At 73.3% G+C, this 24,616-nt stretch carries 21 protein-coding genes; 8 read left to right on the top strand and 13 right to left on the bottom strand.

What is annotated here, in order from left to right; genetic code table 11:
- Positions 1-20: 20 nt before the first annotated feature.
- Entirely contained in the window at positions 21-1,217 is a 1,197-nt protein-coding gene (locus tag AB0Q99_RS07340; protein WP_363569632.1) for an LLM class flavin-dependent oxidoreductase, read from the bottom strand.
- Between the two features lie 390 nt (positions 1,218-1,607).
- On the opposite strand from AB0Q99_RS07340, the gene AB0Q99_RS07335 reads away from it, so the two are divergent.
- Complete coding sequence (locus AB0Q99_RS07335; RefSeq protein ID WP_363569341.1) at positions 1,608-1,931, top strand: ATP/GTP-binding protein; 324 nt, start codon at positions 1,608-1,610, stop codon at positions 1,929-1,931.
- Between the two features lie 50 nt (positions 1,932-1,981).
- Here the strand turns inward: AB0Q99_RS07335 and AB0Q99_RS07330 are convergent, their stop codons facing one another.
- Positions 1,982-2,749 carry an ABC transporter permease subunit gene (locus tag AB0Q99_RS07330; protein ID WP_363569340.1) on the bottom strand — a complete coding sequence of 256 codons (768 nt, stop codon included), beginning with the start codon at positions 2,747-2,749 and terminating at the stop codon, positions 1,982-1,984.
- Between the two features lies 1 nt (position 2,750).
- Positions 2,751-3,755 (bottom strand): ABC transporter ATP-binding protein, encoded by a 1,005-nt coding sequence (locus tag AB0Q99_RS07325; RefSeq protein ID WP_363569339.1) that lies wholly within the window; start codon positions 3,753-3,755, stop codon positions 2,751-2,753.
- A gap of 169 nt (positions 3,756-3,924) precedes the next feature.
- Between AB0Q99_RS07325 and AB0Q99_RS07320 the strand changes: the two genes are divergently transcribed.
- Complete coding sequence (locus AB0Q99_RS07320) at positions 3,925-4,722, top strand: alpha/beta hydrolase (protein WP_363569338.1); 798 nt, start codon at positions 3,925-3,927, stop codon at positions 4,720-4,722.
- Entirely contained in the window at positions 4,719-5,030 is a 312-nt protein-coding gene (locus AB0Q99_RS07315; protein ID WP_360254036.1) for a hypothetical protein, read from the top strand. The genes AB0Q99_RS07320 and AB0Q99_RS07315 overlap by 4 nt, the downstream gene beginning before the upstream one ends.
- Positions 5,031-5,132: 102 nt before the next feature.
- Here the strand turns inward: AB0Q99_RS07315 and AB0Q99_RS07310 are convergent, their stop codons facing one another.
- The 3 genes from AB0Q99_RS07310 to mce form a co-directional block, all read right to left on the bottom strand.
- Positions 5,133-6,062, bottom strand: coding sequence for a cellulose-binding protein (locus AB0Q99_RS07310; RefSeq protein WP_363569337.1), 930 nt, complete (start codon positions 6,060-6,062; stop codon positions 5,133-5,135).
- A 107-nt stretch (positions 6,063-6,169) separates the two neighbouring features.
- Entirely contained in the window at positions 6,170-11,062 is a 4,893-nt protein-coding gene (locus AB0Q99_RS07305; protein ID WP_363569336.1) for a hypothetical protein, read from the bottom strand.
- A 510-nt stretch (positions 11,063-11,572) separates the two neighbouring features.
- Positions 11,573-12,013, bottom strand: a complete 441-nt coding sequence (mce, locus tag AB0Q99_RS07300) for a methylmalonyl-CoA epimerase (RefSeq protein ID WP_363569335.1) — start codon at positions 12,011-12,013, stop codon at positions 11,573-11,575.
- A 250-nt stretch (positions 12,014-12,263) separates the two neighbouring features.
- Here mce and AB0Q99_RS07295 point away from each other — a divergent pair, with 250 nt between their 5' ends.
- Both AB0Q99_RS07295 and meaB read left to right on the top strand, forming a co-directional pair.
- Positions 12,264-13,457: an acetyl-CoA C-acetyltransferase gene (locus AB0Q99_RS07295; RefSeq protein WP_363569334.1), complete on the top strand. Its 1,194-nt coding sequence runs from the start codon at positions 12,264-12,266 to the stop codon at positions 13,455-13,457.
- A gap of 85 nt (positions 13,458-13,542) precedes the next feature.
- On the top strand, positions 13,543-14,499 hold the full coding sequence (gene meaB / locus AB0Q99_RS07290; protein WP_363569333.1) for a methylmalonyl Co-A mutase-associated GTPase MeaB: 957 nt from the start codon (positions 13,543-13,545) through the stop codon (positions 14,497-14,499).
- A gap of 276 nt (positions 14,500-14,775) precedes the next feature.
- Here the strand turns inward: meaB and AB0Q99_RS07285 are convergent, their stop codons facing one another.
- The 5 genes from AB0Q99_RS07285 to AB0Q99_RS07265 form a co-directional block, all read right to left on the bottom strand.
- Positions 14,776-15,291 (bottom strand): MarR family transcriptional regulator, encoded by a 516-nt coding sequence (locus tag AB0Q99_RS07285; protein ID WP_363569332.1) that lies wholly within the window; start codon positions 15,289-15,291, stop codon positions 14,776-14,778.
- A 40-nt stretch (positions 15,292-15,331) separates the two neighbouring features.
- The gene (locus tag AB0Q99_RS07280; RefSeq protein ID WP_363569631.1) at positions 15,332-16,141 is read right to left on the bottom strand and encodes an AIM24 family protein; all 810 of its coding nucleotides are present in this window, start codon (positions 16,139-16,141) and stop codon (positions 15,332-15,334) included.
- Positions 16,142-16,401: 260 nt separating this feature from the next.
- Positions 16,402-17,052 carry an AIM24 family protein gene (locus AB0Q99_RS07275; protein ID WP_363569331.1) on the bottom strand — a complete coding sequence of 217 codons (651 nt, stop codon included), beginning with the start codon at positions 17,050-17,052 and terminating at the stop codon, positions 16,402-16,404.
- Positions 17,052-17,690, bottom strand: coding sequence for an AIM24 family protein (locus AB0Q99_RS07270; RefSeq protein ID WP_363569330.1), 639 nt, complete (start codon positions 17,688-17,690; stop codon positions 17,052-17,054). Before AB0Q99_RS07270 ends, AB0Q99_RS07275 begins: the two co-directional genes overlap by 1 nt.
- 80 nt (positions 17,691-17,770) lie before the next feature.
- Positions 17,771-18,568: a DUF2127 domain-containing protein gene (locus AB0Q99_RS07265; RefSeq protein WP_363569329.1), complete on the bottom strand. Its 798-nt coding sequence runs from the start codon at positions 18,566-18,568 to the stop codon at positions 17,771-17,773.
- A gap of 343 nt (positions 18,569-18,911) precedes the next feature.
- Here AB0Q99_RS07265 and AB0Q99_RS07260 point away from each other — a divergent pair, with 343 nt between their 5' ends.
- Positions 18,912-19,223, top strand: coding sequence for a DUF3817 domain-containing protein (locus AB0Q99_RS07260; RefSeq protein WP_363569328.1), 312 nt, complete (start codon positions 18,912-18,914; stop codon positions 19,221-19,223).
- Between the two features lie 162 nt (positions 19,224-19,385).
- On the opposite strand, the gene AB0Q99_RS07255 is transcribed toward AB0Q99_RS07260, so the two are convergent.
- A complete protein-coding gene (locus AB0Q99_RS07255) occupies positions 19,386-21,014 on the bottom strand; it encodes a M4 family metallopeptidase (RefSeq protein ID WP_363569327.1) in 1,629 nt (542 codons plus the stop codon).
- Between the two features lie 439 nt (positions 21,015-21,453).
- Positions 21,454-23,073: a M4 family metallopeptidase gene (locus AB0Q99_RS07250; protein ID WP_363569326.1), complete on the bottom strand. Its 1,620-nt coding sequence runs from the start codon at positions 23,071-23,073 to the stop codon at positions 21,454-21,456.
- A 497-nt stretch (positions 23,074-23,570) separates the two neighbouring features.
- Between AB0Q99_RS07250 and AB0Q99_RS07245 the strand changes: the two genes are divergently transcribed.
- Positions 23,571-24,107, top strand: coding sequence for a MarR family transcriptional regulator (locus AB0Q99_RS07245; RefSeq protein WP_363569325.1), 537 nt, complete (start codon positions 23,571-23,573; stop codon positions 24,105-24,107).
- A 76-nt stretch (positions 24,108-24,183) separates the two neighbouring features.
- The gene (locus tag AB0Q99_RS07240) at positions 24,184-24,525 is read left to right on the top strand and encodes a DUF3817 domain-containing protein (protein WP_363569324.1); all 342 of its coding nucleotides are present in this window, start codon (positions 24,184-24,186) and stop codon (positions 24,523-24,525) included.
- Positions 24,526-24,616: the final 91 nt, after the last annotated feature.

Below are 24,616 nucleotides of genomic sequence, written 5' to 3'. Positions count from 1 at the left end.
CCGGGCCCGGGGCACGTCGGTCAGCCCAGCTGCGGCAGGACCTCGGAGCCCAGCCGGGCGATGTTGTGCAGGGTCGCCTCGTGGTCGCCGCTGCCCTCGGCGAGCAGGGCGAACCGACGGATGCCGGTCCGCTCGGCGGTGGCCAGCAGCCGGTCGGCGCACTGCCGCGGGGTGCCCACCGCGTGCAGGTCGCAGAGGAGTTCGGTGTACTCGCGCGGGTCGCGCATCCGGCGCTCGCGGCCGTCCACGGTGCGGTGGGCGCCGAGCCCGTACTCGAACCAGCCGGGCATCGCGTTCAGCAGCGTGGACCGGGCCGCCGCGGCGCGGTCGTCGACCTGGGCCACCCCGGCCGCGACGTGCCGGCGGGCGACCCGGCGCAGCTGCTCCTCGCCGCGCCCGGCGGCCAGCCAGGCGGTGCGGTACAGCTCCAGCATCCGCAGCTTGTCGTCGTCCCCGGAGTGCATGCCGAGCAACATCGGCAGACCGCGCTCGGCGGCCAGCTTCACCCCGGCCGGCGAGGTGCAGGCGACCACCACCGGCGGACCGGCCACCGGCCGCCCGGTCCGGGTGAGCTCCTCGCCGAACCCCTCGCCCTGGCTCTCGACGAAGCCCTCGACGAAGCCCTCGCCCGGGCCCTCCTCGTCCTGGCGCTGGCGCGGGAAGCGCACCGGGCCGGACTGCTCGCCGAAGCCGAGCCAACTGCTCAGCGCGGGCCGGCGCACCGGTTCGCCCGCCCGCGGCACCACCGCCACCTCCGGGAAGCTGAACTGCGGGCCGTCCGCACCCACCCGGGAGCCGCGCAGCCAGCGCAGCAGCAGGTCCAGCCGCTCCGGGAAGCCGTGCTCGAAGGCTCCCAGGCCGTCGCCGAACACCTCCAGGTCGATCCACGGCCCGCCGCGGCCGACCCCGAGCGTGAAACGCCCGCCGGAGGTGAGGTGCAGCAGCGCGGCCTGCTCGCCGAGCGCCACCGGGTGGCGGGTGGACAGCACGCTCACCGCGGTGCCGACGCCGATCCGGCGGGTGCGGCCGAGCAGCAGCGCGGCCAGCGTCGCGGCGTCCGGACAGACCCCGTACGGGACGAAGTGGTGCTCGGCCAGCCAGACGCTGTCCAAGCCCGCCCGTTCGGCCTCGACGGCGGAGCGGACGGTGCGCTCCAGCGCCTCGCCGTGGCTCTGCCCGGGGAACTGGGCGGACAGCAGGAACAGGCCGACCCGCACCGGCGCGGTGTCCGCCGGCAGCGCCCCCGCGCGCTGCGCCGCGGGCAACGGCTCGCCCGCGACGGCCGTCACCGGGGGGACGGAGGTCAGTGCCGGGCCGGGGGCGGGCGGCCGGACCGCGGCGGGTCGGCAGGTCTCGGCACGGGCGCCGGTCTTGGTCATCCTTGGGCCTCCTGGGGTGCGCGCAGGGTCTGCGAGCCCCGCCTGTTCCCCTCGTGGGTATCCGATGTCATGTGCCAATGGCACGCGGAACCTCGAATTTCCCTGATGATCGGGTGGATCTCGGCAAAAACGCCGGGGCACCGGGCGGGCCCGTGATAGTGGCCGTCCGGAGGGCCGACCGGCCGTAGGCTGGAACGGCCCACAGCCCCGGAAGAGAGGCAGTCCGCCGTGTCGCCGCGCCGCAACCGGATCAAGAGCGCCGCCCCCCGCGAGAGCGCCGAGCCGACCGCCCCGCTCGGCGGAGCGCTGCGCCGCACCGAGAGCTACCAGGGCGACGACTGGGTGGTCCAGACGGTCGCCGGGACGGCCGGGAGGTCCTACCGCTGCCCGGGCTGCGACCAGGAGATCCCGCCGGGGATGGGCCACGTGGTGGCCTGGCCGATGCACGGCGCGGGGGTGGACGACCGGCGGCACTGGCACCGCGCGTGCTGGGGAGCGCGGGAGCGCCGGGCCTCCAACGTCCTGCGGGGGCGCGGCGCTCCGCGGTACTGAGGGCCCCGGGCGGGGCCGGTGCCGGACCGGCTCAGGCGTCGCGGACCGGCTCAGGCGTCGCGCTTCTTGAGCACCAGCAGGCCGCCGAGCAGGGCCGCCGCCGTCCAGGCGAGGCAGACGGCGAAGCCGACCCACGGCCCGTACGGCTGGCCGTGCTGCTCGTACACCAGCAGCATCCGCGAGCCCGCGTAGTCCGGGAAGTAGTGGGCCAGGGTCTTGACCTTCGGCACGGCCGAGAGGATCGGCGAGAGCAGGAAGAAGAACGGCACCAGCACGCCGAGCGCGAGCGTCTGGTTGTGCAGCATCGTGGTGACGCCCGCCGAGAACAGGCAGAGCATCGTCAGGTACAGCGCGGCGCCGAACACCGCGCGCAGCACGTGCGGTTCGGCGAGCGTGGTGGAGTGCGGGCCGAGCAGCGACTGGCCGACGAAGAAGGTGACGAAGGCCGTCACCAGCGAGACCGCGAGGGCGAGCGCGCCGAGCACCGCGGTCTTGCCGCCGAGCAGGGTGGCGCGCTGCGGGACGGCGGCCAGGGTGACCCGGATCATGCCGCTGCTGTACTCGTTGCCGATCGCCAGCACGCCGAAGACGATGATGGCCAGCTCGCCGAGCATGATGCCGGCGAACGCCGTCCCGGTGGCGTCGAACGGGGTCTGCTCGTTGCGCCGGAACTCGGTGAAGTTGTTGTTGGTGAGCAGGGACAGCAGCGCGCCGACGCCGACCGTGACGACGAAGGTCAGCGCGAGCGTCCAGACCGTCGAGCGGACGCTGCGGATCTTCGTCCACTCGGAGCGCAGGATCGCGGGGTAGGACGCCATCTCAGTTCTCCTCCTGCCGTGCCGCGGCGGCCGGCCGGGCGCCGTCCGCCTTCCAGCCGGCGCCCCAGGCGCCGGGTGCGCCGGCCGCGTCCCGGCCGGATCCGGCGCCCGCGTGGTACTCCACCGAGTCGGCCGTCATCTGCATGAACGCCTCCTCCAGTGAGGCCTGCTGCGGGCTGAGTTCGTGCAGCACCAGGCCGTGCGCCGCGGCCAGTTCGCCGAGCCGGGCGAGGTCGCCGTCGACCACCTCGCAGGAGCCCTCCGGGCCCGGCTCGGGCCGCAGGCCGGCGCCGGACAGCAGGTCGAGCAGGCGCTCGGGCTCGGGGCTGCGCAGCCGTACGGCGGAGCGGGAGTTGCGCCGGATGAACTCCGGCATCGGCAGGTCGGCGAGCAGCCGGCCCCGGCCGATGACCACCAGGTGGTCGGCGGTGACGGCCATCTCGCTCATCAGGTGGGAGGAGACGAAGACCGTCCGGCCCTCGGTGGCGAGGCGCTTCATCAGGTTGCGGATCCAGAGGATGCCCTCCGGGTCCAGGCCGTTGACCGGCTCGTCGAACATGACGATCTCCGGGTCGCCGAGCAGCGCGGAGGCGATGCCCAGGCGCTGGCCCATGCCGAGCGAGAAGCCGCGGGCCCGCTTGCGGGCGACCGGGGTGAGGCCGACCAGGGCGAGCACCTCGTCCACCCGGCGCTCCGGGATGCGGTTGCTCTGGGCGAGCCAGAGCAGGTGGTCGCGGGCGGTGCGGCCGGGGTGGACGGCCTTGGCCTCCAGCAGCGCGCCGATGTACTTGAGCGGCTCGCTGAGCTGCCCGTAGTGCTTGCCGTCGATGGTGACCCGGCCGCCGGTCGGGCGGTCGAGGTCGAGGATCATGCGCATCGTGGTGGACTTGCCCGCGCCGTTCGGGCCGAGGAAGCCGGTCACCACGCCCCGGGGGACGGTGAAGCTGAGCCGGTCCACCGCGAGCGTCTTGCCGTAACGTTTCGTCAGCTCGTGCAACTCGATCATTCGCGCTCCCTTACTCTCTGTCAGGCTAGGACAAAGCGGATATCACGGCCCGCTGAGTGGGCCCGCCGAGCGCACCGGAATACGGTGGGCCCATGAGCGAGCGAAGCGAGCGAATGATCGAGAGGTGCGCGTGGGGGAACGCCCCCGCCGGGCGGAGCGAGGTGGGGGCGTGAGCGGGCTCCCCTCGGCCGTGTCCGTCCGCGAGAGCGGCACCGGAACCCCCCTCGTGCTGCTGCACGCCTTCCCGTTGAACGCCTCGATGTGGTCGGCCCAGCTGGACACGCTGCCCGGCCTGACGGGGGACGGAGCCCGGGTGCTCGCCCCCGACCAGCGGGGGTTCGGCGGCACCGAACTGGGCACCGACGAGCCCTCGCTGGACCGGGTCGCGGACGACCTGGCCCTGCTGCTGGACGCGGCCGGGATCGAGCGCGCGGTGGTCGGCGGCCTCTCCATGGGCGGCTACGTGGCGCTGGCCTTCGCCCGCCGCCACCCCGGGCGGCTGTCCGGCCTGCTGCTGGCCAACACCCGCGCCACCGCCGACACCGACGCCGTCCGGGCCAACCGGGAGCGGATCGCGGCCGCCGTCACCGCGCGGGACAGCGTGCAGCTGCTGCTGGACGAGCAGGTCGCGGCCGGGCAGCTCGGACCCGACTCGCAGCACCTCCTGGAGCGGGTGCAGGCGATGATCGCGGCCGCCCCGCCGGCCGCCGTCGCCTGGGCCCAGCGGGCCATGGCGGCCCGTCCGGAGGCCCTGGACGTGCTGGCGGGCCTGCGGGTGCCGGTGGCGGTGGTGACGGGCGCCCAGGACCCCCTGGTGGCGCCGGAGGAGGCCGGAGCGATGCTCCGGGCCCGCCCGGACGCCGAGCTGACCGTCATCCCCGGCGTGGGCCACCTGAGCGCCCTGGAGGCGCCCGAGGCCTTCGACGCCGCCGTCCGTGCCCTGCTGCGCCGGGTGGCCGCCGGATGAGCGAGGACGCGGCCGCCTGGGACTTCTCGGCGCTGGAGGTGACCGGCCGGATGCCCGTGACCAACCGTGGCGAGGGGCTGGTGGAACTGACCCTGGAACCGCTCGGCGAGGACTACTGGATGCGCCCGGGGGAGACCTTCATCGTCACCTCGTACGGCGACTACGGCTCCGGCCACCCCTTCGAGGTGCAGTACTGGCCCGACTCGGTGTCGGTCTGGTGCACCTCCTGGTTCGGCACCGTCTCCGACGACGACGGCAACCAGCTCAGCAGCGGGTACCAGCGGCCGGACGGGGCCTACCCCCGGTAGGAACCGCCCGCGGTGATGACGCCACGACAGCCGACAGGCCCTCACCCGGGCGGGTGAGGGCCTGTCGGACGACCGCGGGGCGGACCGGGCCGCGGAGCTGCGTCAGCGCGACTGCTGGGCGGGCACGCCCATGGTGTCGTCGTTCGGCAGCGAGGCGGCGGCCACGGCCGCACCGGTCAGCGTCGCCAGCATCTCGCGGACGTTGGTCAGCTGGGCGTTGATGCTGTCGCGGCGGTTGGTGAGCGCCGCCAGCTCGCGCTCGGATTCGCTGCGGATGCGGTCGGCCTTGGCGTTGGCGTCCGCCACGATGTCCTCGGACTGGCGCTGGGCCGTCTCGACGGTCTGGCGGGCCCGGCGCTCGGCGTCGGTGCGCAGCTTCTCGGCCTCCAGGCGCAGCTGCTCGGCCCGGTGCTCGATCTCGGCCAGGCGCTTCTCGGCCTTGGCCTGACGGGCGGCCAGGTCGCGCTCGGACTGCTCGCGGCGCTTGGCCAGGTTCGTCTCGAACTCCAGCGCGGCCTGGGCGGCCTTGGTGCGGGTCTCCTCGAAGAGGGCGTCCGCCTCCTCGCGCTTGTTCTGGGCGTCCTTGTTGGCCTCGGCGCGCAGCTGGGCGGCGTCGCTCTTGGCCTTGTCGACGATCCGCAGACCCTCGTCCTCGGCCTTGGCCTTGCGGTCCTTGGCGTAGTTCTCGGCCTCGGTGCGGACCTGCTGGGCGGCGGCCTCGGCGAGCTCGCGGTGCTGCTCGGCGGCGCGGTGCGCCTCCTCGCGCAGATCCTTGGCCTCCTCCTCGGCGAGCCGCAGGATCTTCTCAACGCGGGCTCCGAGACCGGCGTACGAGGGCTCCTGCTCGACCACCGCCGCCTGGGCGGTCTGGGTCTCCAGGTGGAGCTCCTCGATGCGCTTCTCCAGCGCACTGATCCGGGTCAAGGCACTGTCACGGTCGGCCACCAGCTTGGTGATCCGCTCGTCGACCTGGGCGCGCTCGTACCCACGGCGCACCAGGTCGAAGCCGTGAGGGGAGTGACTGTCGCTCATGGGGTTCTGGGCTTCCTGTCGTCAAACCGCTGAGGTGGTTGAGGGAATCCTGACACGGTACCGGAGTGTCGACGGCGAAATGCCGTTGTCTCGCGGACAATGTCCGCTCAATCGGGTGGTGCGTTCTTGGAGCGATTGCCACCCGACCGGGGGGAGCCGACTCCGGCACCGGCCTTGGCGCCCCCGTCCTTCTTGGTGCTGCTTCCCCCGTTGGCCTGGGCGACCGGTGACGGTGCCTCGAATGCCTCCAGGGCGGACAGCACGTCCTGCACCCTGGAGATCTCGGTGTTGATGTCCTTGCGGCGGCGCACCAGCTCGTCCAGCTCGCGCCGGCCCTCGTCGGTGACCCGCTTGGCCTCGGCCTTCGCCTCGGCGAGCAGCCGTTCGGCCTCCGCCTTCGCCAGCTCGACCTGCTCGTCCGCGGCCTGGTCGGCGTCCCGCAGGCGCTTCTCCGCCTCGGTCGCCGCCCGGTCCAGCCGCTCCTCGGCCTCGGTCTCGGCCGACCGCAGCTTCGCCTCGGCCTTCTCGATGAGCGCCTCGGCGCGGTCGGTGGAGGTGGAGAGCTTGGTCTCCGCCTCCTTGAGCAGGCCCTCGGCCTTGCGGACCGCCGACAGGCGGACCTTGCTGGCCTCGGCGGACGCCTCCGAGGTGAGCTCGTTCGCGCGGTCCTCGGCGGCGGCGACCAGGGCCGCGGCGCGGTCCTCGGCCTCGGCGACGGTGGCCACCGCCTGCTCCTCGGCCTCGGTCAGCTGCTCCTGGGCGGCCGTCACCAGCGCGTCCACCCGCTCGCCGGCCGACTTCATGGCCGCCGCGTTCTCCTTGCGGGCGCGCTCGTGCAGCGCCTCCACCTCGGCATCGGTGCGCTCGCGCAGCTCCTCGGCGCGCTCGCGGATCGCGGTGGCGTCCCGGCGGGCCTCGGCGAGCAGCGCGTCGGCGTCGGACCGGCCCTTCTCGACCTCGCGCTGGCCGGCCGCCTCGCCGGCCGCGACCAGCCGGTCGGCCTCCTTGCGGGCAGCGGCGACCATCGCGTCCGCCTGTTCCTCGGCGGCGGCGGTGGTGGCCAGCGCGGTGGTCTGGGCGTCCTCGCCGAGCGCCTCGGCGTCGGCGAAGGCCTTCTCCAGGACGGACGTGGCGTGGTCGCGGGTGCTCCGGTCGAACTGCTCGGCGGCCTCCCGGGTCTGGGCGTCGTAGGCGTCGGCGCGGGTGCGGGTGGCGGCGTCGTACTCGTCGGCCAGGGTGCGGGTGGCGAGGGCGTACTCCTCGGCCTCGGCGTGCAGTCCGGCGGACAGCTCCTCGGCGTCGGCGATCGCGCGGGCGCCCTGGGCCTCGGCCTCGGCCACGGTCCGGGCGGCCTGTGCCTCGGCGTCGGCGCGCAGTTGCTCGGCGGCCTCCTGGGCGGCGCGCAGCTCGGCCTCGGCGTCCGCGCGCAGCTGCTCGTCGTAGGCCTGGGCCTCGGCGCGCTGCCGGCCGAGCTCGGCCTCGGCGGCCTCGCGGTCGGCGGCCAGCTCCAGCTCGGTCCGCTCGCGCAGCGCGGTGGTCTCGGCCTCGGTGCGGGCCCGCAGTTCGGCGGTCTCGCGGGCGGCGAGCTCGCGCTGCTCGGTGGTCTCGCGGGCGGCGAGCTCGCGGACCTCGGCGGCGTACGCGTCGGCGGCGGCGCGCTGTTCGGCGCTCTCCCGGGCGGCCAGTTCGCGCTGCTCGGCGGTCTCGCGGGCGGCGAGCTCGCGCAGTTCGGTGGTCTCGCGCTCGGCCAGTTCGCGCAGCTCGGCCGCGTCCTGCTCGGCGGCCTCGCGGATCTCGGCGGCCTCCTGCCCGGCGGCGGCCTTGAGCGTGGCGATCTGCTCGGCGGCGGCCTCGTACATGCCGGCCACCGACTGGCGGACCTCGGCGGCCTCCTCCTCGGCGGTGGCGATCAGCTCGGCGCCCTCGGCCTTCGCGGCGGCGATCAGCTCCGCGCGGTCGGCCTTGGCCTGTTCCAGCTCGGCCTCGGCCTCGGCGCGGATGCCGTCGGCGGTGGACCGGGCCTCGGACAGCTCGCGGCCGGCCTCGGCCCGGACGGTCGAGGCCTGCTCGTTCGCCAGCGCCAGTTCGGCGGCGGCCTTCTCGCGGGTGGCCTTGGCGTCCTTGACGGCGTCCGCCCGGCGCTGCTCGGCGGTGGCCTCGGCGCGCCGCAGCAGCTCGTCGGCGGCCTCGTGCTGCTCGGCGGCGTACGTGTCCGCGGCTTCGCGCAGTTCCCCGGCGGCCTGCTCGGCCTCGGCCCGCACCTCGGCGGCGTAGGTGTCCGCGGCTTCGCGCTGCTCGGCGGCGTAGGCCTCGGCGCTTTCGCGCTGCTGGGTGGTCTCGCGCTGGGCGAGGGCGCGCAGTTCCCCGGCGGCCTGCTCGGCCTCGGCCCGCACCTCGGCGGCGTAGGTGTCCGCGGCCTCGTGCTGCTCGGCGGCGTAGGTGTCGGCGGCTTCGCGCTGCTCGGCGGCGTAGGTGTCGGCGGTGGCGCGGAGTTCGGCGGTTTCGGTGGCGGTGCGTTCGGTGAGGTCGGCGGCGTGCTGTTCGGCCTCGGTGCGGACGCGGTCGGCGTAGGCCTCGGCGTTCTCGCGCTGCTGGGTGGTCTCGCGCTGGGCGAGGGCGCGCAGTTCCCCGGCGGCCTGCTCGGCCTCGGCCCGCACCTCGGCGGCGTGCGCGTCGGCGGTGCTGCGGAGTTCGGCGGCGGCCTGCTCGGCCTGCAGCCGGGCGGCCTTGGCGGCGGCCAGCTGGTCGGCGGTCTCCTCGCGCTCGCGGAGCAGCCCGGCGGACGCCTCCTGGCGCTCGCGGCGGCTCTCCTCGCGCAGCGCGGCGGCCTCGGCCTCGGCCTCGGCCCGGGTGCGGGCGGCCTCGGTGTCGGCCCCGGTGCGCACCCGCTCGGCGTCGGCCGCGGCGGCGTCGCGCACCGCGCTCGCCGCGGCCTGCGCCTCGGCGGTCAGGGACTCCGCGGCGGCGCTCGCCTCGGCTCGTACCCGCTGGTCGAACTCGGTTGCCTCGCGGCGGAGTTCGGCGGTCTCACGCTCGGCGGCGGTGCGGTTCTCGGCGGCGGCCGCCTTGGCGGCGGAGAGCGCGTCCTGGCCCTGCTGCTCGGCGGTGGCGGTGATCTTGGCGGCCTCGGTACGGGCCCGGGCCAGGGTCTGCTCGGCCCGGCCCTGGGTTTCGGCGGCCTGCTGCTGAGCCTGCTCGCGCAGCCGGTCGATCTCCTCCGCGGCGCCCGCGCGCAGCTCGTCCGCGTCGGCCTTGGCCTTGGTCAGCAATTCCTCGGCGTTCTTCGCCGACTCCTCGATCTGCAGCACCGCCTGGCGGCGGGCCTCGCCGCGGACCCGGTCGGCCTCGGCGGCGGCCTGGGCGCGCAACTCCTCGGCCTCGGCGCGCAGTCGGGCCGCCTCGTCCTGCATCTGCTCGATCCGCTCGCGGATCGCGGCGGCGTCGTCCAGGGCGGCGTTCTGGGCCTGCTCGACGGCGGCCTGGGCCTGCTCGCGCAGGCGCTGCGCCTCGGCGGCGGCCTCGGCGCGGATCCGTTCGGCCTCGGCTGCGGCCTCGCTCCGGGCGGTCTCGGCGTCCCGGTCGGCCCGGTCGAGCACCTCCTCGGCGGTCTTGGCGGCCTTGGCGAGGTGGACGGTGGCGTCCCTGGCGCCGGCGGCCCGGCCCTCCTCCTCGGCCTCGCTGCGCAGCCGCTGGGCCTCGGCGGCGGCGTGGGCCCGCAGCTCGGCCACGTCCCGTTCGGCCCGGGCGCGCAGGTCGGCGATCGCGGCCTCGGCCTCGCCGCGCAGCTCGGCGGCGACCGACTCGGCGGTGGCCCGAAGCCGCTCGCTCTCCTCGGCGGCGGCGGCCTTGGCGGCGTCGGCCTCGGCCTGCCGGGTGGCGGCCGCGGTCCGGACGGCCTCGGCCTCGGCGCGGATCGCGTCGGCTTCCTTGGTGGCCTGGGCCACCATCCGGGCGACCTCGGCCCGGGCGGTCTGCGAGCGCTGCTCGTTGGCGGCCTCGCCGTCGGCGACCTTGCGTTCGGCCGCGGCCTCGGCGTCGGCCTGGAGCTGTTCGGCGGCCTGCTCGGCCTGGGCACGCAGTGCGGCGGCCTCGTGACGGGTGCGCTCCGCCTCGGCGATGGCCTCGGCGCGCAGCCGCTCTATCTCGGCCTTGGCGGCGGAGAGCTGCTGCTCGGCCCGGGTCTGCTCGGCGGCGGCCTGCGCCTTGAGCCGGCCGATCTCGGCCTGCGCGGCGGCCAGCTGGTGCTCGGCGGCGGCGTGGGCGGCGGCCAGCTGCTGCTGGGCCTCGCCCCGGGCGGCGTCCACGTCGGCGGCGGCCTGGGCACCGGCCTGCTGGGCCTGCTCGGAGGCGGCGCGCAGCAGGCGCTCGGCGTCGCTCTGGGCGCGCTGGAGGGCGGCCTCGGCGGCGGCCTGGGCCTCGCCGCGGGCGGCGTCCACGTCGGCGGCGGTCTGGGCGCGGGCCTGGTCGGAGAGGGCGACGGCCTCCGCGCGGGCGGCGGCGACCATTCGCTCGGCCTCGGCGCGGGCCTCCTGGAGCAGGCGCTGGGCCTCCTGCTCGGAGCCGGCCCGGCTCTGCTCGGCCCAGCCGTTGACGTGCTGCTCGGCGGAGCGGCGCAGCTCGGTGAGCTCGTCCTCCAGCTGGCGGCGGCGGGCGGCGAGCTCGGCCTCCAGGCGAGCGGTGCGCTCGGCGGCCTCGGCCATGATCCGCTGGGTGGCGGCCTGGGAGTCCCGGAGCTGGCGCTCGGCGTCGGCCCGCAGCTGCTGGGCCTGCATCTCGGCGGTGCGGAGCATCTGCTCGGCCTGGCCGGAGACGGCGTCGAAGGCGCGCGGCTGGGCGAGCATGCGGCGGGACTCGTGCAGCTTCGCCCGCAGTACCTCCACCTGGTAGGCGAGGTCTTCGGCATGCTCGACTGCCTTGTCCCGCTCCTTCCGAGTCCGACCCATCTCGGCCTCGAACTGGGAGAGGTGATCGTCAGCCTCGTAGCGGTCGTTGCCCCGCACTCCGCGGTCCCATCCATCTCCTGGTCGCGTCCTCGACCCGGCCGGTTCCGGGCTCCCGTTTCCCGGGCGCCGGTCCGACTGGTCCTTGCATCCGCAGCAGGTGGACGACCCCTCGCCAATCCGGGGCCGCCCGCCGCGGTCGTCGGAGTCCGGGGCGCGGGAGCGCGGGGGTACCGCGTTCCCCCGTCCGAGTGGACTCCTGGGCGAACTCTTGCCTTGTGGAGAATGGTGACAGATCCGTCTTGCGACTGTTCAGCCGTGCCCGCGTACTGGACTCCCCTTGCGACGGGCCGACCGCCGGCGGGCGGACGGGCCTGTCTTCGGCCGTGCCCGTCGCCTCCGTCGTCCGGAGTCTTCGCGCACCTGGGCATTGTAGTGGGAGCGCAGCACGGGGGAATGGCCGCATGGGGGTTTTCCGGCCCTCCCGTCCAGGTTACTGACGGGTCATGACCGACGGACCGTCGGGTGCCGCCGGAACGGGCGACACCCCCGGGGGCGGTCCGTGGACGATCAGTGCTCCTCGTGGGCGCCCGGCGCGGAGGTGACCAGCTCGGTCAGCACGCCGCCGCAGTCCTTCGGGTGCAGGAAGGTGATCCGCGAACCCATCGAGCCGGTCCGCGGCTCCTGGTAGAGGACCCGGACGCCCTTGGCGCCGATGGCCGCGGCGTCGCCGTCCACGTCGGCGGTGCCGAAGGCGATGTGGTGCACACCCTCGCCGTTCTTCTCCAGCCACTTGGCGACGGTGGAGTCGGGCCGGGTGGGCTCCAGCAACTGGAGGAAGGAGGCGCCGCCGTCGTCGGTCCCGTTGATCCTGAGCATGGCCTCGCGGACGCCCTGCTCCTCGTTGACCTCCGAGTGGAAGACCTCGAAGCCGTAGGTGGCGCGGTAGAACTCGACGGTCTTGTCGAGGTCTCGGCAGGCGATGCCGATGTGGTCGATCCGGGTCAGCACGGCGACCTCCGGGGAGTAGGGGAGGGGACAGGGGTGGCACCAAGTGCAGCGCATGGCCCGTGACGGACGCCAGTGCCGGACGTGCGAGCCTGCTCACACGCGGCGGGGTTCACCCGGACCGCTCCGGCACGGTGTTGACTGGAGGGTGCCAGTGCGCTCGATCACACCGTCGCTCCGGTGACGGGCGGGTAACAGGTCAGTACATTGAGCGCATCCTCACCTGGCCACGACGTGCGAAGGGGCCCGTCCCATGACCAACACCACCTCTGTGATCGTTGCCGGTGCGCGGACCCCGATGGGTCGCCTGCTCGGCTCCCTCAAGGGATTCTCCGGTGCCGACCTCGGCGGTGTCGCCATCAAGGCCGCCCTGGAGCGGTCCGGCATCACGGGTGACCAGGTCCAGTACGTGATCATGGGCCAGGTGCTGCAGGCCGGCGCCGGCCAGATTCCGGCCCGCCAGGCCGCCGTCAAGGCCGGCATCCCGATGAGCGTGCCGGCGCTGACCATCAACAAGGTCTGCCTCTCCGGCCTGGACGCCATCGCGCTGGCCGACCAGCTGATCCGTGCCGGCGAGTTCGACATCGTCGTGGCCGGCGGCCAGGAGTCGATGACCAACGCCCCGCACCTGCTGCCGAAGTCCCGCGAGGGCTTCAAGTACGGCGCGATCGGGATGCTGGACGCCATGGCGCACGACGGCCTCACCGACGCCTACGAGAACATCCCGATGGGCGAGTCCACGGAGAAGCACAACACCCGCCTGGGCATCCCGCGCGAGGTGCAGGACGAGATCGCCGCCGCCTCGCACCAGCGGGCCGCCAAGGCGCAGGCCGACGGCGTCTTCGACGCCGAGATCGTCCCGGTCGCCATCCCGCAGCGCAAGGGCGAGCCGGTCCTGTTCAGCCAGGACGAGGGCATCCGCGCGGACACCACCGTCGAGGGCCTGGCCAAGCTGCGCCCGGCCTTCACCAAGGACGGCACGATCACCGCCGGCACCTCCTCGCAGATCTCCGACGGCGCCGCCGCGGTGGTCGTGATGAGCAAGGCCAAGGCCGAGGAGCTGGGCCTGACCTGGATCGCCGAGATCGGCGCGCACGGCAACGTGGCCGGCCCGGACAACTCGCTGCAGTCGCAGCCGTCCAACGCGATCAAGCACGCGCTGGCCAAGGAGGGCCTGGAGGTCGCCGACCTCGACCTGATCGAGATCAACGAGGCCTTCGCGGCGGTCGCGTACCAGTCGACGAAGGACCTGGGCGTCTCCTCGGACATCGTCAACGTCAACGGCGGCGCGATCGCGCTCGGCCACCCGATCGGCATGTCCGGCGCCCGCGTGGTGCTGGCCCTCGCGCTGGAGCTGCAGCGCCGCGGCGGCGGGATCGGCGCGGCCGCGCTGTGCGGCGGCGGTGGCCAGGGTGACGCGCTCATCGTGCGCGTCCCGAAGGCCTGATCAGCTGATCTGATCTTCGGGGCTGCGGACCGCCACAAGCGGTCCGCAGCCCCTTCGGCGTACGCACCCGTGCGAGGAGCTCCTGATGATCGATGTCGCCACGCTGGTCGAGCAGGCCCGGGAGGGCAGGCCGCGGGCCGTCGCCCGGCTGATCACGCTGGTCGAGAACGCCGCACCGCAGCTGCGGGAGGTGATGGCCGCGCTCGCGCCGTACACCGGGCGGGCGTACACCATCGGGCTGACCGGCTCGCCCGGGGTCGGCAAGTCCACCTCCACCTCGGCGCTGGTCTCCGCCTACCGGCGGCTCGGCAAGCGGGTCGGGGTGCTGGCCGTCGACCCGTCCTCGCCGTTCTCCGGCGGCGCGCTGCTGGGCGACCGGGTCCGGATGCAGGACCACGCGACCGACCCCGAGGTGTTCATCCGCTCGATGGCCACCCGCGGCCACCTCGGCGGACTCTCCTGGACGGCGCCGCAGGCGCTGCGGGTGCTGGACGCGGCCGGCTGCGAGGTGATCCTGGTCGAGACCGTCGGCGTGGGCCAGTCCGAGGTCGAGATCGCCGCCCAGGCCGACACCACCGTGGTGCTGCTGGCCCCCGGGATGGGCGACGGCATCCAGGCCGCCAAGGCCGGGATCCTGGAGATCGGCGACGTCTTCGTGGTCAACAAGGCCGACCGGGACGGCGCCGATGCCACCGCCCGGGAGCTCAACCACATGCTCGGCCTCGGCGAGGCCCGCGAGGCGGGGGACTGGCGGCCGCCCATCGTGAAGACCGTCGCGGCCCGCGGCGAGGGCGTGGACGAGGTGGTCGAGGCGCTGGAGAAGCACCGCGCCTGGCTGGAGGAGCACGGCGAACTCGCGCTGCGCCGCCGCCGCCGGGCCGCCGAGGAGATCGAGGCGATCGCGCTGGCCGAGCTGCGGGCCCGGATCGGCGACCTGCGCGGCGACCGGCACCTGGTGGCCCTGGCCGAACGGGTGGCCGCGGGCGAGCTGGACCCGTACGGCGCGGCCGACGAACTCGTCGCCGGCCTCACCACGAGCTGAGACGCCCGCCGCTCCGTCACCCCCTGCGGAGAACGGGGGGCGGGCCCGTGTTCGCACCCGTCCGCCCTTTCCAGGAAGCGCGACGCAACGGCGGCCCCGGCCGAGTTCGGCCGGGGCCGCCGTCACCAAGGCTGAGTGGCCTTGCCCCTCGCTGCTCTGCGCAGGAAGTCGGTCTGGTCGACGTCCTGCGCAGAGGCCGAGGGCGGTTGCCCCGGGATGCGGGCCGCCCCGCCGCGAGGGTGGTCGCGGCGGGGCGGTTGGTGGGTGGCGCCGGGGCTACGGCTTGCCGCGGAGGCCGCGCAGGTGTTCGGCGATCGGGGCGAGGGCCTCGAACATGGCGTCCAGCTGTTCCGGGGTGAAGCGGTCGATGAAGTGGGCCCGGACGCTGCGCACGTGGTCCGGGGCGACCCGCTGCATGGTCTCCCAGCCCTGCTCGGTGAGGTGGGCGTAGAGGCCGCGGCGGTCGCCGGGACACTCCTGGCGGAGCACCAGGCCGGCGGTCTCCATCCGGGTGATCTGGTGCGACAGCCGGCTCTTGGACTGCAGCGTGGCGGTCGCGAGGTCGGTCATCCGCATCCGGCGGTCGGGGGCCTCGGAGAGCACGACCAGGATCTCGTAGTCGTTGATCGCCAGGTTGTGGGGCTGGAGCTCGCGGCTGAGCTGGTAGTCCAGCAGCTTGGCGACCTCCAGATGGGCGCGCCACATCCGCTGCTCCCTGGCGGTCAGCCAGGGAGTCTCCTCCTCGGGCTGCGACGGAGGGTTGTCCGCAGTGTCGATCGTGTGCGTATCCATGGGATCCAGCATAACCGATTTAGTTCAATCTTGTACAAATTTACAGGCCGAAACGTCGGCCGAGGTCGCCCAGGTTACCGAGCCCCGGCAGATTGGGGTTGCCGCCGCCGTGCCCGGCCGAGCCCGGCTGGGACGGCACTCCGCCCATCGGGACACCCGCCTCGGCGCCCACCACCCCGACCGACCGCTCGGCCATGAGCTTCTCGCTGGACTGCAGCAGCACCTGCCCGGCACCGATGAACTCGAACTGGTGCTCCTCCCCGGAGGCGCCGCCGAGGCCGGTCAGCCGCCGGATGCCGCCGATCAGCCCGTGCATGTAGTCGTGGTCGTAGTGGTGGCACGGCGCCGGGCAGTCCGCCCAGCCGACCAGCGCCTGCGGGTCCACCCGGATCGGCGGCTCGACGAAGTGCACCGGCCCGTTGGAGGCGGCGACGAAGCGGCCGGTGCCGATCAGGGTCAGGAAGCCCGGGATGATCGACTGCTTGAGCCGCAACGTCGGGTCGAAGGCGAGCAGGTTGCCCGAGCGGACGGTCAGGTTGCCGTCCTCCAGGTCGTACGAATTGAGGTCGAACGCCCGGTCGGCCAGCAGCAGCTTGCCGCGCCCCTCGGCGACCACCCAGTCCGAGGCGTGCATCGGCGAGTTGAAGTGCTGCCCGAGCATCCGGTCGACCATCCCGGCGCCGACGCCCTTGAAGGTGATGTCGCCGTAGTAGGCGACCATCTTGCCCTTCTGCAGGAAGTAGGACCCGTTCAGCTCAACCGAGAAGGCGTACGGGTTGACGTTGTCGTTGACCGGCAGGCTGTGGACGTCGTGCACCACCGGGCCGTCGCCGCCCTGGGCGGTCGGCAGCGGGGCGATCGGGCCGCCGAACTGCTCCTGGGCGTAGGCCTGGTGGGGCGGCGGCGGGGGCTGGTGCGGCGGGGGCGTCTGATAGCCGCCCTGCTGGGGGTAACCGCCTTGCTGGGGGTAACCGCCCTGCGAGGGGTAGCCGCCCTGCTGCGGGTACCCCGGCTGCGGGCCGTGGTTCGGCGGGGGCGGCGGGACGACGAAGCCCGGCTGGGTCGGCTGGTCGTGCGGCGAGCCGTACGGGGGCTGCGGCGGGTAGGACATCAGAGCTTCTCCTCGCTCGCCTGGACGTACACCGCGCCCTGTCCGGACAGCTCCAGCTGGAACGCCTCGCCCGAACCGCGGCCGATCATGTCGCGCCAGCCGAGCGCGGTGGACAGCTTGTTGCGCACGTCGCCGCGGTGCGCCACGTACGCCTGCGGGTCGACGTGCACCTCCTGGCCGGGGACGATCGGCAGCTCGAAGACGCCGCCGTGGGCCATCACCGCGACCGAGCCGTGGCCCTCCAGCTTGGTGGTGAACAAACCCTGCCCGGTGACCTGGCCGCGGACCATGCCCATCACGCCGCCCTGCGAGCCCATGAACATGGTGGACTGCCGCAGCGTGCCCTCGAAGGCGAGCAGCCGGTCCGCCTCGACGTACAGGGTGTCGCCGAACAGGTCGATCACGTGGACGTGGTGGCCGCCGTGGCCGAACATCACCCGGCCCTGGCCCTCGACGGTCATCAGCGGGGTGTCCTCGTTGGCCACCCGGCGGCCGATCATCGACATCACGCCGCCCTGGCCGCCGGTGATGTTCGGCGTGAAGCGGACGTCGCCGCTGTACGCGAGCATCGCGCCGCGCTGGCTGAACAGCCGCTGCCCGGGCACCACCTGGGCCTCGACCATCTTGCCGTTGATCTTCGTGAAGCCCATCAGACGTCACCCCCGATGGTGACCTTCTCGGAGGGCTGCACGTACACCAGGCCGTCGCCGGTGAACTCGACCTGGACGGCCTCGCCGCCGCCCTCGCCGATCACCGTGGTCCAGCCCGCGCCCGACTTCAGGCTGCGGTGCAGGTTGCCGGTGTGCGCCACGTACGCGCCCGGGTCGACGCGCAGCGGCATGCTCTTGTCGACCCGCAGGATGACGGCGGGCCCGTTGGAGGTGAGGGCGGCCCAGCCGTGGCCCTCCACCTTGGTGGTGAAGAGGCCGTTGCCGGAGGACATGCCGTTGAGGCCGGTGAAGCTGGTGCCGGTGTGCAGGGTGGACTCCGTGCAGAGCAGGTTGTCCGCCTCGACGTACAGCGCCTCGCCGTTCAGCCGGACCAGATTGATCTCGGTGGCCTTGTCGGCGAAGTAGCAGGTGCCCTGGCCCTTCACCTCCATCACCGTCATCTTCTCGCCGGTCAGCCGGCGGGCGACCATGCCGCGCAGGCCGTCACCGCCGCCGGTCAGCTTCTTGAAGGTCATCTGCCCGGTGTAGGCGACCATGGAGCCGTGTCGGGCCTTGACGGCGTCCCCGCCCAATTCGACGGCGAGCACCCGCGATCCCTGGAGTCTGAACTGTGCCACGGCCGCAATCTAGCCGCTGCGGCCGTGGCCCGGGGAGGGTGCGGGGCCCAACTGGTACCGGGCTGGGACAAACGCGCCGGTCAGCTCCGCGCGTGCGCCCCGTGTCCGGGGTGCCGAACCGTGCCGGCGGCCTGCTCGACCTCCAGCAGCGAGGCCGAGTGGCGCTCCGCCTCGAAGGCCACCACACCGCCGCGCAGTCCGAACAGGCGCTTGGAGAGCATGATCCAGAGGACCGCCGCGATGTTCAGCACCAGGGTGCAGATCTTCACGGCGCTGACGTGGTGGCTCAGCTCGTAGCCCTCCAGCGGCAGGAAGGCCGCGGTGGCGACCACCGTCAGGTACTCGGCCCAGCGCTTGTTCAGCCAGAGGCCGACCGCCTCGACGATCTCGATCACGGCGTAGGCCAGCAGCGCGCCCGCGACGAACAGCAGGGTGCTCTTCCTGAAGTCGAAGGTCTTGCGGATCGTCTCGACGATCGGGGCGTGCTCGAGGTCCCAGTGGAAGTGGTCGGTGACCGGCCGGAAGACCGTCAGGTTCTCGTCGAAGACCCGGTGCACCGCGTCCTGGCTGTTGGAGAACTTCCACACGGCCCAGGCGATCACGATGATCAGCAGCCCGCGCAGCACCCGCTCGACGGCGAGGAAGCGCAGGATGAAGAGGTCCCGCAGCGCCTTGCCGCGCGGCACCAGCGGCGCGTCCGCGGCGGGGCCGGAACCGTGCGGGGCGCCCAGGGCGAAGTCGCCGCAGCGCAGGCAGCGCCAGGCGTCGCCGAGGGCGGTGGTGGCGTGCAGCCGGGAGGCCAGCTCGGGCTCGGCCGGCGCGTAGGTGATGTGGCCGCGCTTGGCGCAGGTGCGGCGGTCCCAGTCGCGCTTGAACATGTGGTGGCTACCCCCGTGGCGTGGTGCTTCCGGCGCCCGGATCGGTGGACGCGCGGGCAGCAGGATAGGGGGTCCCGGTGACGGGTGGTCGCGCTCGTTCGCGTTCCGGCACACAGCTGTGACATCGCGGGCGGGCGCGGTGATGGCGGTGGCGGGCGGTGGTCGCGGGCCGTGGTGGCGGGGCGGTGATGGCGGGGCGGCCGCGGCCGGGGCTGTGAGATCGGGCACGGAGCCGCCCCCCGGCCGGGGACTCGGACAGGTGCTCGGTGATAATGGCCGAAAGGCTTGTGAGTCGCTTCACAAGCGCGCCAGCGCCTCCGACCCCCGTATTGAGGTATCCAACGTGAACAGCAGCGCCGTCCACCGCCTGCGCCTGGTCTCCGGCCCCGAAGGGGTCTCGTTCATCCTGCTGCTGATCTGCTCGGTGCTGAAGCGGACCACCTCCTTCGACGCCGTGCCGGTGATGGGCATGGTCCACGGGATCCTGTTCATCCTGTACGTGGTCTTCTGGATCCAGGCCTGGCAGGCGCAGAAGTGGGACGCCAAGCGCGGCATCCTGCTGTTCGTCCTCGCCGTGGTGCCCACCGGCGGCTTCTTCGCCGAGCGGATGCTCGGTCGCGAGGAGCGCGGCGAGCTGCGGCCCGCCACCGCCTGACCCGCTCCGCGGACGGTCGACAGGCTGCCACGGCCTCCTCTCCCAAAGGGCCGCGGCAGCCTGTCGCCGTTTCTTACCGGGGTGGCTCGTTTCCTACCGGGGTGGCGTGCTCCGCACCGGGGGCGGGCGTGCGCCGGGTGTGGCCGGGTGCGGCCGGTGCGGCTAGTTGACGTTCACGCCGCTCCAGGCCGCCGCGACCGCCTTGTACTCGGTGCTGGTCGTGCCGTACAGGTCGCCGGCGGCCTTCAGGGTCGCCGTACGGGCGGCCTTGTAGTTGGTGGTGGAGGTCATGTAGACGGTCAGCGCGCGGTACCAGATCGCCGCCGCCTTGTTCCGGCCGATGCCGGTGAGCGTCGAGCCGTTGGAGGTCGGGCTGTTGTAGCTGACCCCGTTGATCACCTTCGCGCCGCTGCCCTCGGACAGCAGGTAGAAGAAGTGGTTGGCGACGCCCGAGGAGTAGTGGACGTCCTTGTTGCCGACGGTGGAGGACCAGTAGTCGGCCGAGGCGCCGTCCTTGGAGGGCTTGTCCATGTAGCGCAGCGGCGTGCCGTTGCCGTTGATGTTGAGCTTCTCGCCGATCAGGTAGTCCGGCGGGTCGGCGGGCAGGTTGGCCGACCACTCGACCATGGTGCCGAAGATGTCCGAGGTGGCCTCGTTGAGGCCGCCGGACTCGCCCGAGTAGATCAGGCCGGCGGTGGCGGAGGTGACGCCGTGGCTCATCTCGTGGCCGGAGACGTCGATGGCGGTCAGCGGGTGGGTGTTGCCGGAGCCGTCGCCGTACGTCATGCAGAAGCAGGAGTCGTCCCAGAACGCGTTGACGTAGTTGGTGCTGTAGTGGACCCGGCTCGCGGCGCCGACGCCGTTGTTCTTGATGCCGTTGCGGCCGAAGGTGTTCTTGTAGTAGTCCCAGGTCGCCGCGGCGCCGAACTGGGCGTCCACGGCGGCGGACTCGCGGTTGGACGGCGAGCCGTTGCCCCAGGAGTTGGTGGTGTTGCTGAACAGCGTGCCGCTGCCCGAGGTGCCGCCCTTGAGGTCGGTGGTCGACTGGTTGCCCCGGGTGGCGTCCTTGAGCTGGTAGGCCGAGCCGCTCTGGGTGGTGGTCAGCGTGACGGTGCCGACGTTGACGCCCTTGCCGGTGCCGGTCGCGGTCTGGATGTGCTCCTGGCTGGAGAGCACCTGGCCGGTGGCCGCGTCGGTGACGACCTCCTGGCGGCTCGGGGTGCCGTCCGCGCGCTCGCCGGTGACCACCGTGCGGTGGGCCAGTCGCGGGGCGCCGTCGGCCGCCCAGACGACCAGCTCGGTCGCGCCGGCGCCGTCGACCCGGCTGAGCGCGGCCTCGTCCTCGTCGGCGGCGATGCCGACCGTCGCGCGAACCGCGGCGGTGGCCCGCTCGGCGGCCTGGCCCGCGGCGAGGCCCGGGATCAGGCTGGACACGGAGAGGCGGCCGGCGAAGGCGCGGTCGACCGAGCCCACCGAGCCGTCGGCCTTCTGGTGGACGACCAGGTCGCCGCCGATCACCGGCAGGCCGGCGTAGGTCCGCTCGTACCGGAGGTGCCGGGTGCCGTCCCGGTCCACCACGACGTCCTTGGGGACCAGCTTCTCCTGGCCGCCGAGGGCGAGGGCCTGCGCCACCGGGGCGCTCTGTCCGGCGGCCAGCGCGAGGAGCGCGGACTGCTGCTGCTCCGGCGCGGGGGCGGCGGCCTGGGCGGCGGGGACGGCGGCCATCTGGACGACGCCGGCCAGCAGGGCGGTGGCGGAGAGTACGGCTCCGACAGTCAGCTTTCGCTTCACGGACGGGGGTTCCTTCCACGAGACCCGCGGGTGCGTGCGGGTGCGCCGCGTACCGGGGCGCCGGAGGTGACGCCGTGGGGCGGTAGGGCGCGGACGTGCTGCTCCCGTGCGGTTCCTGACGCTCCGCCGGATCGGGTGGGGGTGGCGGGGGTCGGACGGGGCTTGGTCAGAAGCATGACAATCACTGGCAGGAATGGACAGGCCGCGTCCGGGGATTGGCCAGGAATCGCCAGTCCGGGGTGCGGGTGGTTCGACTGCTGCCGGTTGTCCGGTTCGGGTGGTTCGTCCCGCTGGCGGAACTCCGCCAGCAGGGCGGCCTTGACAGCCCGGGCGGGCGGCCCGACGGACCCGACGGACCCGGCGGCCCCGGAGAGCGGGCGGACGCCCGGGGCCTGCCCTCCCGACGGGCCCCGGGCGTCCGGATCACGTGCGCCGTACGTCAGTTGACGTTGACGGCGGTCCAGGTCGCGGCGACCGCCTTGTACTCGGCGCTGGTCGTGCCGTACAGGTCGCCGGCGGCCTTCAGGGTCGCCGTGCGGGCGCCCGCGTAGTCGGTGGTCGAGGTCATGTAGGTGGTCAGCGCCTTGTACCAGACCTGGGCGGCCTTGTCCCGGCCGATGCCGGCGAGGGTCGAGCCGTTGTAGGTCGGGCTGTTGTAGCTGACGCCGTTGATGGTCTTGGCACCGCTGCCCTCGGCCAGCAGGTAGAAGAAGTGGTTGGCGACACCGGAGGAGTAGTGCACGTCCAGGTTGCCGACCGAGGAGGACCAGTAGTCGGCCGAGGAGCCGTCCTTGGAGGGCTGGTCCATGTAACGCAGCGGCTTGCCGTCGCCGTTGATGTTGATCAGCTCGCCGATCAGGTAGTCCGGCTTGTCGGCGGGCAGGTTGGCGTAGAACTCGACCATGGTGCCGAAGATGTCCGAGGTGGCCTCGTTGAGGCCGCCGGACTCGCCCGAGTAGTTCAGACCGGCGGTGGCGGAGGTGACGCCGTGGCTCATCTCGTGACCGGCCACGTCCAGTTCGGTCAGCGGGTGGGTGTTGCCGGAGCCGTCGCCGTACGTCATGCAGAAGCAGGAGTCGTCCCAGAACGCGTTGACGTAGTTGCGCCCGTAGTGGACCCGGCTCGCGGCGCCGACGCCGTTGTTCTTGATGCCGTTGCGGCCGAAGGTGTTCTTGTAGAAGTCCCAGGTGGCGGCGGCGCCGAACTGGGCGTCCACGGCGGCGGACTCCGCGTTGGAGGACAGGCCGTTGCCGAAGCTGTCGGTCGAGTTGGCGACCAGCGTGCCGGAGCCGGAGGTCTTGCCCTTCAGGGTGTAGGTGGCCTGGCCGCCGCGGCTCGCGTCTTTCAGCGAGTAGGTCGAGCCGCTCTGGGTCGTGGTCAGCGGGACGGTGCCGACGAAGACGCCCTTGCCGGTGCCGGCGGCGGTCTGCACCTCCTCGTGGGTGGAGAGCACCTGGCCGCTGGCCGCGTCGGTGACCAGCAGCTGACGGCTCGGGGTGCCGTCGGCGCGCTCGCCCTCGACGGTGGTGCGGTACGCCAGGCGCGGGTTGCCGTCGGTGGCCCAGACCACCAGCTCGGCCGTGCCGGTCCGGTGCACCGCCGTCAGCGGGGCCTCGTCCCGGTCGGCGGTGATGCCGACGGTGGACCGCACGGCGCCGGTCGCCTGGTCGGCGGCCTTGTCCGCGGGGATCTGCGGGGTGAGGCTCGGCAGGGCGATCGTCGCGCCGGTGGCCTTGTCCACGGAGGTGGTCGAGCCGTCCGCCTTCTGGTGCACCACGAGGTCGCCGCCCAGGACCGGGAGCCCGGCGAAGGTGCGCTCGTAGCGGAAGTGGCGGGTGCCGTCGGCGTCCACCAGGGCATCCTTGGCGACGAGCTGCTGCTGACCGCCCAGGGCGAGGGCGTGCGCCACCTTGCCCGCCTGGCTGTTGGCCAGGGCGATCAGGTCGGCGGCCCGCGAGTGCGGGGCCGGGTCCGCGACGGCCACGCTGCCGACCTGGACGACGCCGGTGAGCAGTGCGGTGGCGGAGAGTACGGCGACTGCGGCGAGCTTTCGCTTCACGGACGAGTCCTTCCGGGAAACCGCGTGTGGGCGCGGTCGCGCCGCGTCCCGGGGGCCGGGGTCGGCACCTGAGGGGCGGGACGGGCGCTGACGTGCAGGGGCCCCGAGCGGTCGAGCGGCTGGCCACCGGTGGGTGGGGGTGGTGGCCGCCGGACGGGGTTGGCGGAAAGCATGACAATCGAGCAAATCAAATGACAGGTCTTCCTCATGAATTGGCCAAGTCCCGCCAGGAGGAAACACTGTGAACGGGGTGACGAAAGGGATCAATCGCCCCGGATCCCGGTCGGTCGCGGTCCGAACCTGGGCCCGCTGGACCGGTGTTGGCCCGATCGGCGGTCAACCCCGCCGCGCCGCAGGCGTGTTGCGTTCCGTTCATGCCGGCGCAATGTCCAGGTATGGACCTGGCCGTCCGATTGGCGGGATCCCGCCACGCGTGGCGCTTGTCCACCATCAGGACGGCTGGTAGCACCTGTCCCGGCCGCCGGTACGGTAAGGAGGTGGCCAAGCCCCTCGCTCTCGACTTCGACCCGATCGCCCGCGCCGACGAGCTGTGGACCCGCCGTTGGGGCGGAGTCCCCTCGATGGCGGCGATCACCTCGATCATGCGCGCCCACCAGATCCTGCTGTCCCGGGTGGACGCGGTGCTCAAGCCGTACGGGCTGACCTTCGCCCGCTACGAGGCGCTGGTGCTGCTGACCTTCAGCCGGACCGGTGAGCTTTCGCTCTCCAAGATCGGCGAGCGGCTCATGGTCCACCCGACCAGCGTGACCAACACCGTCGACCGCCTGGAGCGGGCCGGCCTGGTCGCCCGCCGCCCCAACCCGCTGGACGGCCGCGGCGTGCTGGCCGCGATCACCGGGCGCGGCCGCGAGGCGGTGGAGGAGGCCACCCGGGACCTGATGGCGATGGAGTTCGGGCTGGAGGAGTACGGCCCCGAGCAGTGCCGCCAGGTGTTCGAGTTGCTCAAGCCGCTGCGGATCGCGGCCGGCGACTTCTCCGAGCCGGACGAGGGGGCTGCGAAGGGGGAGGCGTGAGGACGGCTACCCTCGTGGGAGCGGTGCGCGGATCCGGGCGTACCCGCCGAAACTGCCGAGCGAGGCGAGGAAGAGTATGAAGGCGACCCCCCTGCTGGGCTGGTACCGGGGCCTGGCCATTGCGACCGGTGTGGCACTGCTGGTGTTCTGCGGCTTCATGGTCGCGAAGTACGGCTTCGGTACGGCCGAGGACGTGACCACGTACGTCGCGATGCTGCACGGCTACCTGTACATCGGGTACTTCGTGGTGACCTTCCTGCTCGGGCAGAAGCTGAAGTGGCCGATCGGCCGCCTGGTGCTGACCCTGGCGGCGGGCTGCATCCCGTTCCTGTCCTTCGTCTTCGAGCGCAAGGTGGCCCGCGAGGCCGCCGAGCAGCTGCCGGCGGGCACCGGCGCCCGCCAGCCGGCCGGCGTCTGAGCCGGGCGTCCGCGCGAGGGCCCCTTCCCCGTCCCGGGGGAGGGGCCCTCCGTGTTTGTCCGCGGGTTCCCGTCGACAAGTACTAGGACGT

Source organism: Kitasatospora sp. NPDC086791, assembly GCF_040685975.1.
Classification (GTDB): domain Bacteria; phylum Actinomycetota; class Actinomycetes; order Streptomycetales; family Streptomycetaceae; genus Kitasatospora.
Note: the sequence above shows the minus strand (reverse complement) of the source record. Positions and strands in the feature narration are given on the sequence as shown.

Excerpts from the sequence above, each read along its gene's own strand:
- meaB (WP_363569333.1), top strand. The coding sequence starts at position 13,543 with ATGATCGATGTCGCCACGCTGGTCGAGCAGGCCCGGGAGGGCAGGCCG.
- AB0Q99_RS07240 (WP_363569324.1), top strand. The coding sequence starts at position 24,184 with ATGAAGGCGACCCCCCTGCTGGGCTGGTACCGGGGCCTGGCCATTGCG.
- AB0Q99_RS07310 (WP_363569337.1), bottom strand. The coding sequence starts at position 6,062 with ATGAGCGACAGTCACTCCCCTCACGGCTTCGACCTGGTGCGCCGTGGG.
- AB0Q99_RS07275 (WP_363569331.1), bottom strand. The coding sequence starts at position 17,052 with ATGGGCTTCACGAAGATCAACGGCAAGATGGTCGAGGCCCAGGTGGTG.
- AB0Q99_RS07295 (WP_363569334.1), top strand. The coding sequence starts at position 12,264 with ATGACCAACACCACCTCTGTGATCGTTGCCGGTGCGCGGACCCCGATG.
- AB0Q99_RS07330 (WP_363569340.1), bottom strand. The coding sequence starts at position 2,749 with ATGGCGTCCTACCCCGCGATCCTGCGCTCCGAGTGGACGAAGATCCGC.
- AB0Q99_RS07265 (WP_363569329.1), bottom strand. The coding sequence starts at position 18,568 with ATGTTCAAGCGCGACTGGGACCGCCGCACCTGCGCCAAGCGCGGCCAC.
- AB0Q99_RS07315 (WP_360254036.1), top strand. The coding sequence starts at position 4,719 with ATGAGCGAGGACGCGGCCGCCTGGGACTTCTCGGCGCTGGAGGTGACC.
- AB0Q99_RS07325 (WP_363569339.1), bottom strand. The coding sequence starts at position 3,755 with ATGATCGAGTTGCACGAGCTGACGAAACGTTACGGCAAGACGCTCGCG.
- AB0Q99_RS07285 (WP_363569332.1), bottom strand. The coding sequence starts at position 15,291 with ATGGATACGCACACGATCGACACTGCGGACAACCCTCCGTCGCAGCCC.